The 17,071-nt window shown below is 72.6% G+C and carries 12 protein-coding genes; 5 read left to right on the forward strand and 7 right to left on the reverse strand.

Annotated features, from left to right (window positions below; all coding sequences use genetic code 11):
- Window positions 1-265 precede the first annotated feature (265 nt).
- The 3 genes from GTY96_RS31220 to GTY96_RS31230 are packed head-to-tail and all read right to left on the reverse strand — an operon-like array spanning window position 266 to window position 3,307.
- Complete coding sequence (locus GTY96_RS31220; RefSeq protein WP_161666620.1) at window positions 266-2,179, reverse strand: glycosyltransferase family protein; 1,914 nt, start codon at window positions 2,177-2,179, stop codon at window positions 266-268.
- Window positions 2,176-2,910, reverse strand: a complete 735-nt coding sequence (locus GTY96_RS31225; RefSeq protein WP_161666621.1) for a PIG-L deacetylase family protein — start codon at window positions 2,908-2,910, stop codon at window positions 2,176-2,178. The genes GTY96_RS31220 and GTY96_RS31225 overlap by 4 nt, the downstream gene beginning before the upstream one ends.
- Window positions 2,903-3,307 carry a hypothetical protein gene (locus GTY96_RS31230; RefSeq protein ID WP_161666622.1) on the reverse strand — a complete coding sequence of 135 codons (405 nt, stop codon included), beginning with the start codon at window positions 3,305-3,307 and terminating at the stop codon, window positions 2,903-2,905. Before GTY96_RS31230 ends, GTY96_RS31225 begins: the two co-directional genes overlap by 8 nt.
- A gap of 454 nt (window positions 3,308-3,761) precedes the next feature.
- Here GTY96_RS31230 and GTY96_RS31235 point away from each other — a divergent pair, with 454 nt between their 5' ends.
- From GTY96_RS31235 to GTY96_RS31245, 3 genes are all read left to right on the forward strand, one after another.
- The gene (locus GTY96_RS31235; RefSeq protein WP_161666623.1) at window positions 3,762-4,151 is read left to right on the forward strand and encodes a PEGA domain-containing protein; all 390 of its coding nucleotides are present in this window, start codon (window positions 3,762-3,764) and stop codon (window positions 4,149-4,151) included.
- 56 nt (window positions 4,152-4,207) lie between these two features.
- A complete protein-coding gene (locus GTY96_RS31240; RefSeq protein WP_161666624.1) occupies window positions 4,208-6,163 on the forward strand; it encodes a serine/threonine protein kinase in 1,956 nt (651 codons plus the stop codon).
- A gap of 170 nt (window positions 6,164-6,333) precedes the next feature.
- Window positions 6,334-7,548 (forward strand): FecR family protein, encoded by a 1,215-nt coding sequence (locus GTY96_RS31245; RefSeq protein ID WP_161666625.1) that lies wholly within the window; start codon window positions 6,334-6,336, stop codon window positions 7,546-7,548.
- 38 nt (window positions 7,549-7,586) lie between these two features.
- On the opposite strand, the gene GTY96_RS31250 is transcribed toward GTY96_RS31245, so the two are convergent.
- Window positions 7,587-9,119, reverse strand: a complete 1,533-nt coding sequence (locus GTY96_RS31250) for an FAD-dependent monooxygenase (protein ID WP_161666626.1) — start codon at window positions 9,117-9,119, stop codon at window positions 7,587-7,589.
- A gap of 231 nt (window positions 9,120-9,350) precedes the next feature.
- Here GTY96_RS31250 and GTY96_RS31255 point away from each other — a divergent pair, with 231 nt between their 5' ends.
- A complete protein-coding gene (locus GTY96_RS31255) occupies window positions 9,351-10,310 on the forward strand; it encodes an alpha/beta fold hydrolase (protein WP_161666627.1) in 960 nt (319 codons plus the stop codon).
- Between the two features lie 24 nt (window positions 10,311-10,334).
- Here GTY96_RS31255 and GTY96_RS31260 read toward each other — a convergent pair whose 3' ends face one another.
- Window positions 10,335-12,122 carry a GspE/PulE/PilB domain-containing protein gene (locus tag GTY96_RS31260; RefSeq protein WP_161666628.1) on the reverse strand — a complete coding sequence of 596 codons (1,788 nt, stop codon included), beginning with the start codon at window positions 12,120-12,122 and terminating at the stop codon, window positions 10,335-10,337.
- 65 nt (window positions 12,123-12,187) lie between these two features.
- Window positions 12,188-12,577, reverse strand: a complete 390-nt coding sequence (locus GTY96_RS31265) for a VOC family protein (RefSeq protein WP_161666629.1) — start codon at window positions 12,575-12,577, stop codon at window positions 12,188-12,190.
- A 27-nt stretch (window positions 12,578-12,604) separates the two neighbouring features.
- Here GTY96_RS31265 and GTY96_RS31270 point away from each other — a divergent pair, with 27 nt between their 5' ends.
- Window positions 12,605-13,975 carry a response regulator gene (locus tag GTY96_RS31270; protein ID WP_161666630.1) on the forward strand — a complete coding sequence of 457 codons (1,371 nt, stop codon included), beginning with the start codon at window positions 12,605-12,607 and terminating at the stop codon, window positions 13,973-13,975.
- Here GTY96_RS31270 and GTY96_RS31275 read toward each other — a convergent pair.
- Window positions 13,959-17,051 (reverse strand): hypothetical protein, encoded by a 3,093-nt coding sequence (locus tag GTY96_RS31275; RefSeq protein ID WP_143904868.1) that lies wholly within the window; start codon window positions 17,049-17,051, stop codon window positions 13,959-13,961. The genes GTY96_RS31270 and GTY96_RS31275 overlap by 17 nt on opposite strands.
- Between the last annotated feature and the right edge of the window lie 20 nt (window positions 17,052-17,071).

Below are 17,071 nucleotides of genomic sequence, written 5' to 3' on the forward strand. Positions count from 1 at the left end.
CCCGCTTCAAGGGACGCCCGGGCCGGGGCATCCCTGGGGCCTTGCGCGACAACCGGGGCGGCCATTCGCCGCCATGCTGGTGAGTTCCCGTGTCATTGGCAATCCGGAAACAAGCAGGCGGGGATGGACAAACGCCAAACTCGAATAGCAATCAACTCCGGAACCTGACGTGAGACAGGAGAGAACATGCGACGTCCCCCTGGATAGCCCGGAGATTCAGCGTCCTCACGCGCCAGGATGGCGAACCCCCGGGAGGCGCCTTGCTTCAGCCGTGGGCCTCGCGCCACTCCAGGGCCGACTCCTCTTCTTGCGCCGGGAAGCGAAGCAGCGGGAGCAGTTGCTCGCGGATGAGCGGCTCCCAGCCCAGCCGCTCCGAGAGCGCCCACCCCGTCGCCAGGAGCAGGCGGCCTTCATGCGCGTCGCGCGGGAGGCGGCGGACCACCTCCTCCGCCACGCGCTCCGCGGTCCTCAGCTCCTGCTCGCGGAGCACCGCCGGGGCCAGCGCCTTCCAGGCCTCCACGGTGTGCGCGAGGCCCGCGTCCCTGGCGTCCGCCACCGGGTCCGCCACCACCAGGTTCGGATGCGCCGACTCCGACAGGCGCTGCCGCTCGCACACGGCGCGCAGCGCACGCCGCGCGCCACTCACCCCGGAGATGACGCAGATGGCGCCGCACCCCAGCGCCTCCAACTGTGCGAGGCCGTAGGACTCGTAGAGCGACTGCCCCAGGGACACCTCCGTGGCCCGGTGCAGGTCGTCCCGCGTGAAGTCCAGCCCCTCGGGCCACGCAGGCTGGTTCACCAGCGCGATGTGCACGCCGGTGTCCTTCGCGTTGAACGCCTCCACCCTCGCCTTCACGCTCCGCAGGTTGTCGGACGGCTCCGCCTCGTTCCATTCCGTCACCATCACCAGCAGCGCGGGCTTCCGCTCCGGCGGCAACAACGTGGCCAGGTGCTCGCAGACGTCCACGTCCCGCCACAGGCCCTTGCAGACCTCGTCCCGGGCGATGTGCGTGAGCAACAGCCGGAAGTCCTTCCCCCAGTGCTTGCGCGCATGGCGCAGCACCCGCGCCCGAGCCGCCTCCTTCGCGTCCCAGCCCGTTTCAATCGGCCGATGCCCGTGGGGCACCACCGTCACCGGATGGAGCGCGTAGCGCGTGTCCAGGAAGCGCAGCTCGTCCGCCACGGACGCGCTCACCGCGCCCACCCGGTCGCACAGGTGGCCGTTGCGGAGGATCTGGAAGCTGGGCCACGCGCCAACCGGATACACCTCGTCGAGCGTGCGGCCCGCCTCCAGGCCCAGGCGCTGGATGTTGTAGTAGCGCGCGTCGGACGCGCCCTGCCCCTGCTCGCCGGACTCCACGAGCGCCCGGGGCGTGCGCACCTCGCCCGCGTAGTACACCGTGCGGCACCAGTCCCGTCCGTCCAATAGCGCCTTGTACGCGAGCGGCAGCGACAGGTGCTCCTGCGCCAGGAGGACCGTCCCCGCCCCGTCCCTGGACCGCAGCCGCTCCAGCGCGTCGAAGACGGGCTCCGCGAGCGTGACGGCCAGCATCGCGTCGTGATCCAACGGCGGCGCATCCACGAGGCCATGGCGCACCGCGCGCCGGAACAACCGGTTCACCCACGGTGCCGCCCCCAGCCGCGTCCCGTGGCGCTGGCGCCAGACGCGCGACAGCATCCGCCACGGCGCTGGACGCCGCCCCCGGCAGTCGAACACGAGGTCCACCCCGAACAGGGTGTGCAGCCGCGCCAGGAACCGGGGCAGCGTCCCCATCCGCACCCGGTGGCCCCGGAGCACGTCGGTGACGTCCACGAGCAGCACCTCCACCGGCCCGCCCGGAGCGTCGCGCCGCCCGTAGACGAACGACACGTCGTGCTTCTCCTCCAGCGGCCGGAAGACGCGCGTCCACCGCTCCGGGTTGTTGCGCCGCAGGCCGCTGTAGAACACCTCGCCGTGCGCCTCCAGGTCGTGAACGAGTGACGCCTCCGACGCGTAGCTCCCCGGCCCGCACGGACGCACCGCCGGGCTCACCAGCAGCGTGCGCGGGAAGGCCTGGCGGTACTCGGGCGCCGCCAGCAGGTGCTCCAGCACCACGCCCATCCCGCCGCGCGTGCGCGTGGCCTCGTGGGAGAGATGCACGAGCAGGTCTCCCCGAGCCCCCAGGTCCACCGTGCTCATGGCGCCACCGTCCAGACCCGCTCGCACAGCCCCCTGCCCGCCCCCAACCGCCTCGCGTGCGCCTCCACCGCGGGCAGCGTCAGCGGCTCCAGCTGGCTCGCGTAGAACGACAGCCCCCGCAGCTTCGCGGGCCACAGCGCCGTCACGTCCAGACACCGGGGCGACAGCCCGAGCGCCCACGCGTAGTCCACGATTTCATCCTCGGGCGGGTGCGCGGAGTACGGCAGGTCATCGTAGTAGACGACGCCCCGGTCGCCGCGCAGCGCGCGCACCGCGTCGCGCACCAGCAGGTGGTCCACATGGCTGGAGATGCCCAGCGGCACGTAGCAGACCGCCTCCGGGGACACGCAGGCCAGCACCTCCTCCAGCGCCAACCGGAGGCGCGTGGCCAGCGCCGCCAGGGCCGCCTCCGGCTCCGGCGCGCCCCCCGGCGGCGCGCGCAGGCTCGTGTCCCGGAAGCCCAGGTGCACGAGGTCCGCGCCGTGCGCCCGGGCGAACCGCCGGTCCTCGCCCATCCGCAGCGACGACACCTGCAGCGCTCGCGACGGGTCCACCGGCAGCTCGAACTCCCAACAGCTCTGCGAGAAGACCGTGACGAGCGTGGGCACGATGCCTCGGGGCACGCCCAAGAGGCTCGCGTACGCGCCCAGCGCCACGTCATCCGGATGCGGTGAGAAGAACACGTGCTCCGGCCCGCCCTCGTCCCGCCGCTGCCGCGCTCGCTCAGACACGGGCGCCTCCCACTCGCGCCGCCGTGGACCTCGCGTCCAGCGGCGAGGCGCTCAGGTCGCCCTTGAGCATCGCGAAGCCCAGGAGGCCGGCGCGCCCGCCACCGTTGACCACCGTGCGCCGGAGCGCCCACACTGGCGCTTCCCGTCCGCGCGGCGGCCTCTCCAAGAAGCGGCCCGCGGTGCGGAGGAGCGGCTGCGACAGGAGCACACGCGGGGCGGTGGCCTCGTGGCGTTGGGACAGCCCCTCCAGCGGGTGGCGCGACGCGGAGCCCCCGAGACGCTCCAGGTTGAAGAAGCCTTGCGTGGCACGGTGCGCGCCGCGTCGCCACGCGAAGGCCCTCCGCGGGCTGGGCGTCCCGGCCCCCGAGCCCTCCACGCGCGGCGGCCGGAGGTCCATGGCGCGTGGTGTCCGCCTCCGGATGAGGCCCTCGCGCCCTGAAGGGAACGGCCTTGCGTGGGGGGACGGGACCGGAGTCCTGGACGCGGCGTCGGGCATGGGATGTCGGGTCGTCATGGGTGGGATTCAGGCTGAGACGTGTCGCAGATTACGGGTGGGCTCTGACATGCCCGGACCCGTCCCGACCTGGACCCGCGTCCAATGCCTCTCAATTCCAGCCACCTCCCAGGTCACCTGGCACACCCGTCACGGAGGCCGTGGCGGCGGCGTCCAGGAGCGGTCCGTCCAGCGGGAGACACCGGCTGTCTCCACTCGGAAAATGGATTCATTCGCGCGGGGCGTTCGGCACACTCCGAGACATCCGGAGGCCCGGCTGTACGGGTGGAGACAGCCCTTGCGACGCGGGGGCCGGTGCCTTGACGGAGGCCCCGCCGCTCGCGCTCCAATCCCTGTCATGTCTCCGCCCCCGACACGTCTGCTCATCGCGGTGCTGCTGGCCGGAACCTGCGCCTGCGCGCGCGCGCCCGTTTCGAGGGACAGCGACGCCCGGACGCTCCCGCGGATGGAGGCGATGCGCCCCGCCGTTCCCCTGGGCCCGCCGGCGCGGGTGGAGCAGCGCGTGCGTCCCACGGGTCTGCGCTTCGACGTGATGCCAGAGCGCGCCCGCGTGTTCGTGGATGGCCGGGCGGTGGGGCTGGCACGTCAGCTGGGGACGCTCCTTCCCCTGGCGCCGGGCGTCCATCAGGTGAGCGTCCAGTTGGAGGGCCATGCCACGTGGCGGGCCGAGGTGATGGTGGGCGACCGCCCCGAACCTATCGAGGTGACCTTGACCGCGTCGCGGTGAGACGCGGCCCTTCGGGATGTGAAGCGCGGCGCCATTCAACGGGGGAGGAGACCGGCGTGAAGCTGCCAAGGAAGAAGGGCCGGCTGTTCCGGTTGCCGTTCGCGGATGCACCGGAGTCGCGCGCGCGGCTGTGGAAGAGCATGACGGAGCACGGGCTGTTCGTCCCCGAGGATGCGCCGCAGCCCATCGGAACGGAGTTCCCGCTCCAGGTCGCCTTCCAGGGCGCCGGGCCCGCGGTCTCCGGCCGCGTCCGGGTGATGGAGCACGGCGTGTCCGGCTGGGTGCGCGGCTACTTCGTCAAGTTCGTCGCGCTGGACGAAGGCAGCCTCCCGCTTCCGCTGAGCCCTCGCGGCGCGCCGCCGAGCACACCGCCCGGGGCGCCGCCCACCGACCCACCCGGGCCCGTGGCCCCGGGGAGCGAGGGCCCCTGGCGCGAGGAGCCGACGCCGGTGGGCATCCGGCCCCGTTCGACGGCGGACGCCACGTCGGCGTTGAACGACTACTCGCATCTGGAGCTGTTGCACGCGCGCGACCCGGAGGCATGGCAGGGCGGCCTGAGGCCGTTCGACGCGTTCGGCCCGTACCAGCTGCTCAAGCGCCTGGGGACGGGCGGCATGGCGGAGGTCCTCCTCGCGCGGCGCACCATGGCCGAGGGCGTGGACAAGCTGGTGGCGCTCAAGCTGGTGTTCCAGGAGTACGCGCGCCACCCGCGCCTGTCGGAGCTGTTCCTCACCGAGGCGCGCCTGAGCGCCACGCTGCAACACCCCAACGTCATCCAGGTGTTCGACGTGGGGAGCGCCGCGGGCCGGCCGTTCATGGCCATGGAGTACGTGCACGGCCGCAACGGCGCGGACCTCCTCCAGCGGCTCCAGGACCGCGGGCGGCAGCCCCCCGTGGCGCTCGCGGTGAGCATCGCCATCGAGCTGGGCAAGGCGCTGGAGTATCTGCACGGGCAGCGCGACCTGGACGGGCGCCCGCTGCACCTGGTGCACCGCGACGTCAGCCCGGGCAACCTCCTCATCGGGCTGCACGGCGAGGTGAAGCTGGTGGACATGGGGGTGGCGTCGGCCAGCATCGCCAGCGGCAATGATCTGCTGGTGGTGGGGAAGCGCGCGTACATGGCGCCCGAACAGGCGGCGGGGGGACGCCCGGAGCCCGCCTGGGACATCCACGGCATGGGGCTGGTGCTCCACGAGCTGCTCACCCTGCACCGCGCCTCCGAGGGGCCTCCCGGAAAGGAGACCGCGCCCGCGGGGGTCCTGAAGCCGTCCCACTTCAATCCGCAGGTGACGCCGGAGCTGGAGCGACTGGTGCAGTGGGCCACCGCGCCGGAGCCCTCGGGCCGCGCGCCCAGCGCCAAGGTGCTGCGGCAGGCGCTGGAGCGCGTGCGCAGCACCCTGCCCCCCTTCGACCTGGAGCAGACGCTGCGCGAGCTGTTCGGCGAAGCGCTCGACCGGTCGCAGCGGGAGACGGAGACGCTGATCGGCATCGCGCGGGGCAAGGACCGACCTCACGCCTTCCCGCGCTACCACCGGTGGCTCGATGCCGCGGCGAAGCGGATTCCGGGGGCGGTGAAGCTCGCGGCCTCGCGTCACGTGCGCGCGCTGCGCTGGGGCGCGCTGGCGCTCACCCTCCTCCTCGCGACCGGTGGGGCGCTGCTGTGGCCGCTGCATGCGAGGGAGCGGGAGGTGGCCGGGCATCTGCTGCGCGCGGATCAGCTCATCGCGGTGGCGAAGCTGTCGGGCTCGGGCGAGGACACGGCGCTGGCCCAGTTGCAGGCGGCCCGGGCGCTCCGGCCCGAGGACCCGCGCGTACGCACGCGGCTGGCGGCGCTGGCGGATGCCTTTGAACGGCTGGCGGCGGAGGCCACGCAGCGGGGCGACGTGGCGGAGGCGATGGCGCACCTGCGCGGCGCGCTCGAGGCCGCGCCCGAGCGGAGCGCGCCACGGGTGCGGCTCCGGTTCCTGGAGGGCGAGGTGCGCCGGGCGCCCTCCGGATGGAGGGGGCGATGAGCGAGCGCGTGCGGCGCTGGATGGCTCCGGTCCGGGGCATCACGCGCCCGCGCTGCTCCCGGAAGAAGGGGCCCCGAGCGCGAGGGGGGCCTTGGGCCGGACCGTGGAGAATGGCGAGGCTCCGGCTCGAGGCGACGCTCCAGGCCTCCCGGCGACCTCGCGGGGCCTTCATGGGGTTGGTCCTGCTGTTGATCGTCGCGGGTTGCACCCGGACCTCGGAGGGCGAGGGCGTGTCCGAGGCCGCATCGCGGGAGCTGGCCGCCATCGTGGCCACCTGCGCGGCGGCCCAGGGGCCCGTGGACACGATGCGCACGACGAGCGCGTACTGGGAGCCGTTCGAGGCGGGGGCCACCTTCCGCGCCGGGGACTGGGTGCGCACCGGGCCGGGGGCCTTCGTGCGCATCGAACTTCGGGGAGGCGGCCGCATCGAACTGGAGGAGCTCACCGTGGTGGTGGTGGAGCGCCCTGCCCCGGAGGAAGGGAGCGGCCCGGTGGTGACGCTGGAATCGGGGAGCACCCGGGGCGTCCTCGCCGAGGATGCGCCGAGGAACGGCCCGCTGGTGCTTCGGGGGGACGACGGACGGCAGGTGACGCTCACGGCGGGGGCGCACACCGGGCCCACGGAGTTCCGCGTCACCCGCACCCCGCGTGGCATGCGTCTGAGCGTGTCCCGAGGCCGGCTGGTGCTGTCGGAGGGCGGGAATCGCCGCACGCTCGACGCGGGCGGCTGGCTGGACGTGAGCCGGGGGTTGGAGGACTCCGAACCCGACGGCCCGCCCTTCCCCGCGAGCCTCTCACCGGGAGTGGACGCGCGGATCGCGTGGAGCCCGGAGCTGCGCATCCCGCTGACCTGGAAGGCGCTGGACGGCGCGAAGGGCTACCAGGTGCAGGTGGCGCGCGACCTGGGGTTCACCCGACGCGTCATCGACATGCGAGTGGAGGCACCGGGCTTCATGTTCATCCCGCCAGAGCCCGGCATGTTCGCCTGGCGCGTGGCCGCGGTGGATGCCTCCGGACAACCGGGGGAGTCTGGCTTCGCGCGCCGGATCTTCGTGGACCGCAAGCGACCGCGCGCCATGCTCGTCGCCCCTCGCGACGGCTACGAGACGCCGGATGCGACGGCCGCCGAGGAGATCGTCTTCGCGTGGCAGTCCACCGGTGGAGCGCCGCGCTACCGGCTGGTCGTCGCGCGCGACCGCGAGCTGCGCCACCCGGTGCTCGTGCGCGAGGGCAGCCCGCAGCAAGTGGTCCTGCCCGGGCTCGCCCCCGGTGAATACTACTGGGGCGTGTACGTGGCGGAAGATCCGCCGGTGCCGCTGTTCCAGAAGGCGCGGAAGCTCGTGGTGCCCGAGACGTCCGTGGCGCCGGCCGCAGTGGCGCGCTAAGGGCCGCTGACAAGACCTCGCCCTGGCGAGGAAAGTGCTCAGCGCGCGCGGCTCGCGAACCACCTCGCCGCGGCGCGCGTGACGTCCTCGGGATTGGGAGTCGCATCGCTTGCCCACGCGACGAACCCATCCGGACGCACGAGCAGCGCACTCAGTCCAAGGCGCTCCTTGGCGTCCTGGGCCACGTATCTGACCTGGTCGCCCCAAAGGCCCCCCAGCGCGTGGAGCGACGCCTGCCGGCCGAAGTCCAACAGCAGACCCTGACCATCTCGGAGCAGCGCGCCGAGCCTCGTTCCATCCTCCAGCTCGAAGTCCGGGCAGCTGCGGCCCACCAGCGGGTGTTCATCGCCGAGCTCGTAGCGCAGGGCCGCCCCCCAGACGCGTTCAGCGAAGTAGGTCGCGCCGTCGCGCGTGTCGATCAGGTCGCGCAGGATGGCTTCGAGCGCACGGGAATGTCGGCTGGGCCGCATCAGCGCCACTTGGGCCCGCGACCAATCGAGGATGCGCGCCCCGACCGGATGCCGCTCCGTGGTGTAGCTGTCGAGCAAGCCCTCGGGGGCATCGCCTCGAATGGTCGCGGCAAGCTTCCACCCGAGGTTCATCGCGTCTCCAAGTCCGAGGTTCAAACCTTGTCCGCCGAGTGGTGAATGAATGTGCGCGGCGTCGCCCGCCAGCAGCACCCGTCCCTTGCGGTAGGTCGTCGCCTGGTACGCGCGGTCGGTCCATGTCGTGGCGACGTGCAACGCCTTGACGGTCACGTCCGTGCAGGACACGCGCCGCAAGACGGCTTGCACGTGCTCGAGCGTGACCGGTTGGGTGCGATGGAACGCGCCGCCGTCGAAGTCGGCCATCGCGATCACCCCTGGCTGCCCCTGGTTGTACATCCCGGTCGGCGTGTAATGACGGCCCGGGCGGAGCATCTCGGGGTCGGCGAGTTCGACCTGGACCGAGTAGCCCGTGAACTCAGGCTCGGTCCCGACGAACTCGAAGCCACCCTGCTTGCGGACGGTGCTGCGGCCGCCGTCGCAACCCACGAGCCACCGCGCGCGAACGCGCTGCTCGCCAGCATGGACGGTGACTTCATCGTCCGAGGACTCGAAGCCTTCGACACCCTGGCCGCGCTGGAGCTCCACTCCGACGGAGAGTGCATGCGCCGCGAGGACGCGCTCGAGGTGCTCCGTTTCGATCCCCAATTGGGTGTCCGCCGGGCTCGGGAGCCGGTACGTCCACCGCGACGCGTCGATGTTGCCGTAGTCGAACGCGATGCCCGCGAAGTGTCCGGCCGGCCCGCGGAGCTGCGCTCCGGACGCCATGGAGCCAGGTCCCGGCTGGCCCGGGGCCCTCTCATCGGCGCGACGTCTCGACGCAAGCTGCTCCAGCAGTCCGCGCCGGTAGAAGGCGTCGACGCTGGGGCCCCAGAGTCCTCTCCTTCCAAACGGGAGCCGCTTCAGGGGTGAGTGCGGATCCTCCGCCTGTTCCAGCACCAGCACGGAGAGCTTCGCGAGCCGCAGCTCGCACGCGAGGAACAGGCCGACCGGGCCGGCACCTGCGATGATCACGTCGTAGACCATGGGGCCCTGCTCTTTCTTGTGAGCCACCCAAGGATATGGAGTGACTCCAAGTTTTGTGTCAACCCAAGTGGCAGCCCGGCGATTCATCGACACGGATGCTCTCGCGGCTGCCAGGCATCCAGGGAGCGCCGCGCTGAAGCTCCGCGACCGTCCTCGCGCGCCCTATGATGCGCGGGTCGAACCCAGCCGTCCGCCGCGAGGCTCCGGCGCCCTTCCGCAGCAGGTGAACCCATGTCCGTGGTCCTTGGAGTCGTCGCAGGCACCGCCGCTCTCGTGGCCGGCCTGCGGTGGTGGTTGATGAACCGCGAGGGCTCGCCCCGCACGACCGAGCCCTTCGACGGACACATCCACCGGGTCGGCAAGGCGGTCATCGCCGAGCGGCGCTGTGAGCAGCCCCGCGCCACGGTCATCGCCATGCACGGCTTCGTGGCGGACATGCGTTACTTCACGCGCCACTACAGCGCGCCGGACGTCCAGCTCATCCTGCTGACGAGCTGTGACTACCACCTGCCCATCACCGGCCCTCGGGAGCAGCCCGCGCCCTGGGCGAAGGTGCCGGCCGAGCCCGAGGGAACCATCGCCCATGACGCGGCCGTGCTGGTGCAGGCGCTGGAGCACCTGCCGAGGACGGACCTCGTGCGGGTGCATGGGCATTCGCGAGGAGGCGCCGTGGTCCTGGAGGCCGCGACGCAGCGGCCAGAGTTGTTCGAGCGGGTGGAGGTGGTGCTGGAGGCGCCCGTCCTGCCCCAGGGGCGCCCCTACAGGAGCCTGACGCGGCCGCAGGTGTGGCTGTTGCCCTTCCTCATCCCCCTGTGGCGGCTCGCGCCCATCGCACGGCACAACCGGGGGGCGTGGGGACCGCTGGAGGATTCGCGCAAGCGCGAGCTCATCATGGCCTTCCCCTTCAACCCGAAGCGGGTGGCGACCCTGATGGCCAACCTGCTGGACATCGACGCCTGGAGTCAGGGGCGGGATGCGTCCCTGTTCCAGAACGTGCGGCGCGGCACGGTGCTGGTTCCAGGAAAGGACCGGGTGCTGGAGTCGTCCTCCATGCACGCGAGCGCCCGGCTCGCCGGGCCTGGAGTCGAGGTGGTGACCCTGGAGGGCTGCAGCCACTTCGTCCTGTGGGACCGTCCCGACGCGATGCCCGCGTTGGGCCTCCCGGTGGCGCATCCCACCGGGAACGGCTGAGCGGTCGCCGCCGGGGCCGCGAGGCTAGGCGCTCTTGCGCCGCCGCATCATCGCCTCGTACGAGCGGCCTACGCCCTGCGAGAGGATGAGCAGTTCGCCCACGTCCGGCGGGGTGAGCTGGTCGGGACCGTTGTCCACGTAGAGCAGGTGCACGACCTTGCCGCGCACGAGCAGCGGGAGGATGACCGCCGTCGTGGGGAAGCCACCGCCCAGCAGCCGGTAGAACATGCCCATCGCCGCGTCCCGCTTCACCGGGCCCACGTAGTGCGAGCGAAGATCGCGCACGAGACGGAAGGTGCTCTGGTCGCGCAGCGGGACACCAATGCGGCGGACGCCTTCGTCGTTCACGCCCTGCCCCATGCCGTGCCAGCCCGTCACGAGGTTGCCTTGCACCGACAACAGCAGGCACCGGCGCCACTTGCCCAGCGCGAAGCGCAGCACCGTGCGAGCCACGTCCTCGCGGTCCGAGCTGCGCGCCAGCTCCGCCTGGGCCTCCGGGAACGTGAGCGGGGTCGCGGGAGGCGCCACATGCGCGGACCCACCCAGCGCCCGGCCTTGGGGCGCCGTGCGAGCACGAGCTCCCGGCACACCCGCCTGCGCGGGCGCTCCCGGCACACCCGCCTGAGCCGCCATGTGCACGGGGACGCCTGGCACGCTTGCCTGAGCCGCGACATGCGCGGGCACGCCTGGAGCATCCGCCCGAGCTGCCGCGTGCGAGGCCCCACCCAGCGCACCCGCCTGAGCCGCGACATGCGCGGGCACTCCCGCCTGATCCGCGACGTGCGCAGGCACTCCCGGCGCACCCGCCTGAGCCGCGACATGCGCGGGCACTCCCGCCTGAGCCGCGACGTGCGCAGGCGCTCCTGGCACACCCGCCTGAGCCGCCACGTGCGAGACCCCACCCAGCACACCGGCTTGAGCCGCGACGTGCGCAGGCGCTCCTGGCGCACCCGCCTGAGCCGCCACGTGCGCGGGCACTCCCGGCGCGCTGGCGCCCTGCCCCACCGTGCTCGTAGCCGCGGCGCGGGCCGCCTGCGCGGGCATGCCCTGCACCGGAACGGGCGGAGCCACATGCGCGGGGATGTCCACGCGCGGTGACACGGGTCTCTGGCCCACGGGGGACTGCGCGGGCGCTCCGGAACGCGGCTGCGCCGCAGGATGAGCGGGCAGCGCGGCAGGCGCCTCCTGCACCTCCTCGCCCGTGATGATGAGCTCCCCCTCCAGCACGTCCGCGTCGGTCTCCGAACCGCCGCGCAGCGCCTGCGCGTAGACGGACTGGAACTCCTCCTCGCTCATCAGGTCGGGAGGCCGCTCCTGCGCCTTCGCCAGCTCCGCCGCCGCGCCCTTCGCCGGCCGCGCCTGGACCGCGTTCATGTCGATGGCGCGCAGCTGCCGGAACGCCTTCGCGTACCGCCGCAGCAGCTGGTTCATCCGGAACTCGGGGATGACCACCGGCACCACCCGCTTGCCCGTCTTGAACGCGATGGCGTCCAACGTCGGGAAGTCGTGCGGGTTCACCACCGCGACGCTCAACCGCGTCGCGTCCGAACGCATTGGCAGGAACTCCTTGTCGTCCGCCTCGCTCAGGTTCACCAGCGCCACGGCCTTCGGGTCGGGAACCATCTCACCGGACGCGTAGGCGCAGTTGTGGAGCCGGCCCAACACCTTCGCCAGGTCCTGCTCGGACAGCAGCCCCAGCTCCACCAGGTTCGTTCCCAGCCGACCGCCGTGCACGACCTGCGACTCCAGCGCCTCCTCCAGCGCCTCCGCCGACACCAGGCCGTCCTTCACGAGCAGTTCACCCAGGCGCATGGGGCCCGCTTGTAGCCATGCCCCCTCACCCTCCGCAAGCATCCGGCCAGGCCCGCTCGCCCCCTCTAGTCCTCTGGGTGATGGCTCAAGCCCACCCGGTTGCCCTCCGGGTCGCGCACGTAGAGCGTCCAGCGCGTCTCATGCTCCAGCGGCACCCCCGCACGGGCCAAGGTCTCCACCACCCCACCTCGGGCCTCGCGCGGAATTCGGAACACCAACATCAACAGACCCGGCGCCGGATGGCGGAACGGCACCGGCTCCGGCAACCCCTCCACCGCTTCAATGGCCAGGAAGGCCCCTCCGGGGACGGCGACCCAGATGCTCCGCAGGGTGCCGTCCTCGCGCAGGTGGCGCTTGAGCTCAGGAAAGCCCAGCAGGTCCCGATAGAACGTGGTCACCCGCTCCACGTCGTTCGCTTGAATCGCCACATGGTGGAAGCCCTGAACGTCCTTCATGGCGTTGATGGTAGGGTCTGCCCGCCCATGGCGCGACTGCTCATCGTCGAGGACAACCAGGAACTGGCCTCCCTCATCGCCACCGTGGCGCAGAACCGGGGCCATGAAGCGCTCACCGTGTTCACGGGCGAAGCGGCGCTGGAGGCCCTGGGGCCCGTCACCCGCTTCGACGCCGCGCTCGTGGACCTGCTGCTGCCGGACATCCGCGGCAGCGAGGTGCTGGCCGCGCTGCGCGCCCACGCCATCCCCGCCATCGCCGTCAGCGGCGTCTACAAGGGAGACCGCTTCGCGCAGGAGGCCACGCAGGTCCACGGCGCCCTCGCCTTCTTCGAGAAGCCCTTCGAACTGGACGCCGTGCTCGAGGCGCTGGAGGAGGCCGCGGGCGTGCCGCCGGTGACGCACGGGGAGCTGCTCGACGAGGTGGACCTGCTCGTCCTGGAAGAGCTGGTCCAGGAGGATGCGGCGGACCTTGAGCCGGTGCCCGCGCCGTCCGCGCAGGCCCCGTCCTCCGAATCCACCGAGCCCGCGCCCCCCGGCGACGCGGAGGCGGAGCCGGACGTCTCCGAGGCCCTGCCCCTGCCCTTCGCCCAGCGCGCCGCCGTGTGGACGGAGGCGGCTCCCGCCCCCGCGCGCCGCCGCCGCCAGCTGCCGGAATGGTCGCTCAGCGGAGACCTGGCGCACACCTCGGTGCCGCGCCTGCTCAACGCCTACTACGAGGCGCGCCACCACGGAGAGCTGAAGCTGCGCCAGGGCACCGTGCTCAAGGTCGTCTACTTCGAGGCAGGGCGCGTCGTGTACGCCGCCTCCAACCTGGCCCCGGAGCGCTTCGGCCGCTTCTGCCTGCGCAAGGGCGCGCTGACGGAGGCCCAGCTGGCGGAGGCCACCAGCTACGCGCGCGAGCACACGCTGCGCACCGGCGACGCCCTGCTGAAGCGCGGCCTGCTGAGCCCCAAGCAGCGACGCCGGCTGCTGGAGGATCAGGTGAAGGAAATCCTCTGGTCCACCTTCGCCTGGACGGAAGGAGGCTACGGCTTCAGCCCCATGCGGCCGCAGCGCGCGGACCTGGTGCCGCTGTCGCTCTTCCCCGGCGACCTCATCCTGGAGGGCGTCACCCGCACGGAGACGCTGGTGGCCCTGCGCCAGCGCATGGCGCCCGGGCGCCGCCTGTTCCCCGCGGCGGATCCGCCGTACGGCCTGCACGAGCTGAAGCTGGAGGGCCCGCAGGCGCTGCTGCTCGCGTTCGCGGATGGAACGAAGACGGTGGAGGACCTGCTGGCCCTCACCGACATGTCCGAGCGCGAGACCCTGGCCACCCTGCGCGGGTTGGAGCTGTCGGGCGTGCTGGAGGAGCGTCAGGAGACGCCCAACCGCCGCCAGCGCATCAGCTTCGGGCTCTGACGCCGCGCCGCCGCCGCGCGGCCCATGCCAGCGCCCCCAGCCCGAAGGCCGTCACGCCCGAGCCGCCCCCGGAGCACCCGCAGCCCGACGTGGAGGGCCGGGGCACCTCCTCCTCCGACACGGCCACCCCGCGCATCGTCGTGACGCCCTGGTATCCGGGCGTGCTCAGGAGCGCCGGCCGCACCACGTACGTGAGCGTCGCGGTCGCGCCCGCCGGCAGCGGCACCGACTCCACCGCGAAGCCGCTGTCCGTCACGTCCGTGGGCGTCACCGGATGGCCGTTCAACGTGACGCTCCCAGGCACCACCTGCGCGCCGGTGACGGCCTCCGCGTGGCGCACGGCCGTCACGCCACAGGCGGTGTCATTGCGCAGCGTCACCCGGACGCCCACCTGACCGGAGTCGGTGCCGGGCCCTGTCTCGGTCTGGCGCTCCACTCCCACGAAGGGCCGCGCGCCAATCCGCACCGCGTGCGCCCGCGTCGCGCCGGAGGCCCCCGTGGCCGTCGCCGTCACGTCCAGCGTGACGAACTCGCCCACCAGCGTCTCCAGCTCGGTGTCCGTCGTGGCCAGCACCACCGAGTCGCCGCTCGCCAGGGGCGGCGCCAGCTCCGGCCCCCCGGCGTGGGCCCAGGCGAGGTCCACCACGGAGCACGAGCCCTCCGGCAGGGTCTGTCGCAGCGTGCCCCGGGCGCCCTCGCCGCAGACGGCGACGAGCTCGCCGCTCACCTCGCCCAGCTGTACGGGGCGCGCGGGCCGGTCGAAGGTCAGGACCGCGTCGGGGGCGAACACGGGCCCGCTCACGGACGCCTCCTGGACGCGCGCCCGCAGGGTGTAGGTGCCACTGCCGCAGGTCGCGGGGAGGTCCAGCTCGAACTCGCCCGCGGCCCCGACGAACGTGCGCGAGTCCAGCACCCGGCCCGGGTCGGCGGGGTCCTCCAGCGTCACCACCGTGGTGAGCGGGCGCATGCCCGTGCAGTTGAGGGTGGGCGTCGCCACGCGGCCGTGGACCTTGCGCTCCTCGAGACGCTCCACCGCCACCGTGGGCACCACCATGCTCAGCGGCACCCAGCGCGGCTCCACCGACACGTCGAGGTCGGACGAGGGCCCATCCAGGGCGTAGCCATCCACCGTGATGCGGTTGAACGCGCGCAGCCGCAGCTGAAGCGTGTCCACGCACGTCGCCGAGGTGAGCAGCACGGAGGTGCCCTCGACGGGCGACGCTCCCACCGGATTGCGATCATTGCCCAGCAGGGCCGCCACCGCCACGCCTGACGGATTGTCGAGGACCGACCACCACGTCGTCACCGCCGGCAGCCCGGCGACCCCCGCGCACGTATGGGTCCCCTGGGGCGACAGGGCCGTCCCGGAGAAGACCGGGCGCGAGCCGCTGGTGAACGGCGCGTCCGGGGGCCCCCATGGGTGGAGGTCCACCGGGACCGTCGTGGGACTGGACGTCAGCGCGCCGTCGTTCGCGCGGACCTCGTAGTTGAAGACGTTGGGGCCCGGCTTGCAGCGCTCCGCCCGGCTGGAGGGCGGCGTGAGCGTGGCCACGCCCGCGGCATCCACCTCCAGCGCCGGGGCCTTGCTGGGCGTCATCCACGCGTACGTGACGGGCTCGCACCCGGAGGCCCCTCGCACCGGGGTGAGGGTGCCCGTGGGACCGCCCATGAAGAAGGCGCCGCCGACCACTCCCACCGCGGCCTTCTGCGGGGGTGAAGGCGCGACGGTGTGCCGCATCTCCAGCTCCACCGTCTTCGCCGTGTCGTGCGTCCGGAGTCCATCGGAGGCCACCAGATCCAGGAAGGACGTCTGGGTCGTGCAGATGCCCGGGGGCGCCGTGAGCGTCAGCCTGAGTCCGCTGTCCTCGCGCGAACCCAGCGGCGCCTGCACGACGTTGAGCGGGCTGCCCTGGGCCCGGACCGAGGCCGACACGCGCACTGCATCCCCGTCCGCGTCCCGGAGCTTGAGGTCCACGACCTGCGTCGTGCCTTCGTCGACGGGGATGCGCGCCGGCAGGGCGCTCACGTCCGGCCGGTTCAGGTTCTTGTAGATGAGGACGTTCTGCGCGGGGCCATTGAGGATGGCGACGCAGTAGGACGCATCCGCGCACGCCAGCTGCAACGCGGACTGGGTGACGCCCACGGGCAGGTCCGTGTTCTGCCGCCAGAGGCTGCCCGGCAGCGCGGACCGCTCCACCGGCTCCGCGCTGAACGCCGCGACCTTGCCGTCCGGCTGCTTGACGAGCATCAGGCCGAAGCCCGTGCCCGCATCCGAGCCGCTGGCCACGTCGAAGGCGAGCGCGTCGACCGAACCGGCGCCCACCGGAATGGGCTCGAAGGGCGCGGGGGAACCTCCCAGCGTGCCCCGGAACAAGCCCCCGTCGTTGCCGAAGTAGGCGACCGGCTGCGCCGGATCCACGCCGGGCACCAGCGCCACGCTGCGGGCGGAGAGCGGCGGGGTGATGCCCGTCGCGGGGTAGGGGGTGCTGGAAGTGCCCCGGTACCAGACGAAGGTGGCCTTCTCCGACGACACGGAGAACAGGGCGTGGGGCACACCATCCGACTGGGGGGGGAGCACCGCGAGCCGCGACTCGGTGGCGACGCCCGCCAGCGGCATGTCGAGGGCGCCCCAATCCGCCGTCCCATCCGGCGGGAGGAGCGACGTTCGGAACTCCGAGTTCATCAGCGGAAGCACGGACGCGGAGGCGTAGCCCACGCCACCATCCGCCGTGACGCGCACGGCGCGCACCACGTAGTCGTTCCCCACGTCCGGAAACAGGTGCCGGCCGTCGTCGGCCGGGGAGCAGGCGCCCACGCTCTTGAGCGTCCCATCGGTGCGGATGCCCACCACGCAGTTGGGGCCGCGCAGGAAGCTGCCGGCCATGCCCTCATTCAGGGTCGTCACGCCGCCGTCGCGGGAGACGTAGAGCTGCGTGCTGGTGGCCACCGCGAAGAAGCCGGGCCCGAAGACGGCCACGTCCTTCGGGACGCCCGTCTGGGTCTGGACGTTCGTCCACTCCGCGCGCGCCACGCCCGCGCACAGCGCCAGTCCCAGGATGATCCGCCAGACTCGCACGTTCGACGTCCCTTTGCCCG

Source organism: Corallococcus silvisoli (assembly GCF_009909145.1).
Taxonomy (GTDB): domain Bacteria; phylum Myxococcota; class Myxococcia; order Myxococcales; family Myxococcaceae; genus Corallococcus; species Corallococcus silvisoli.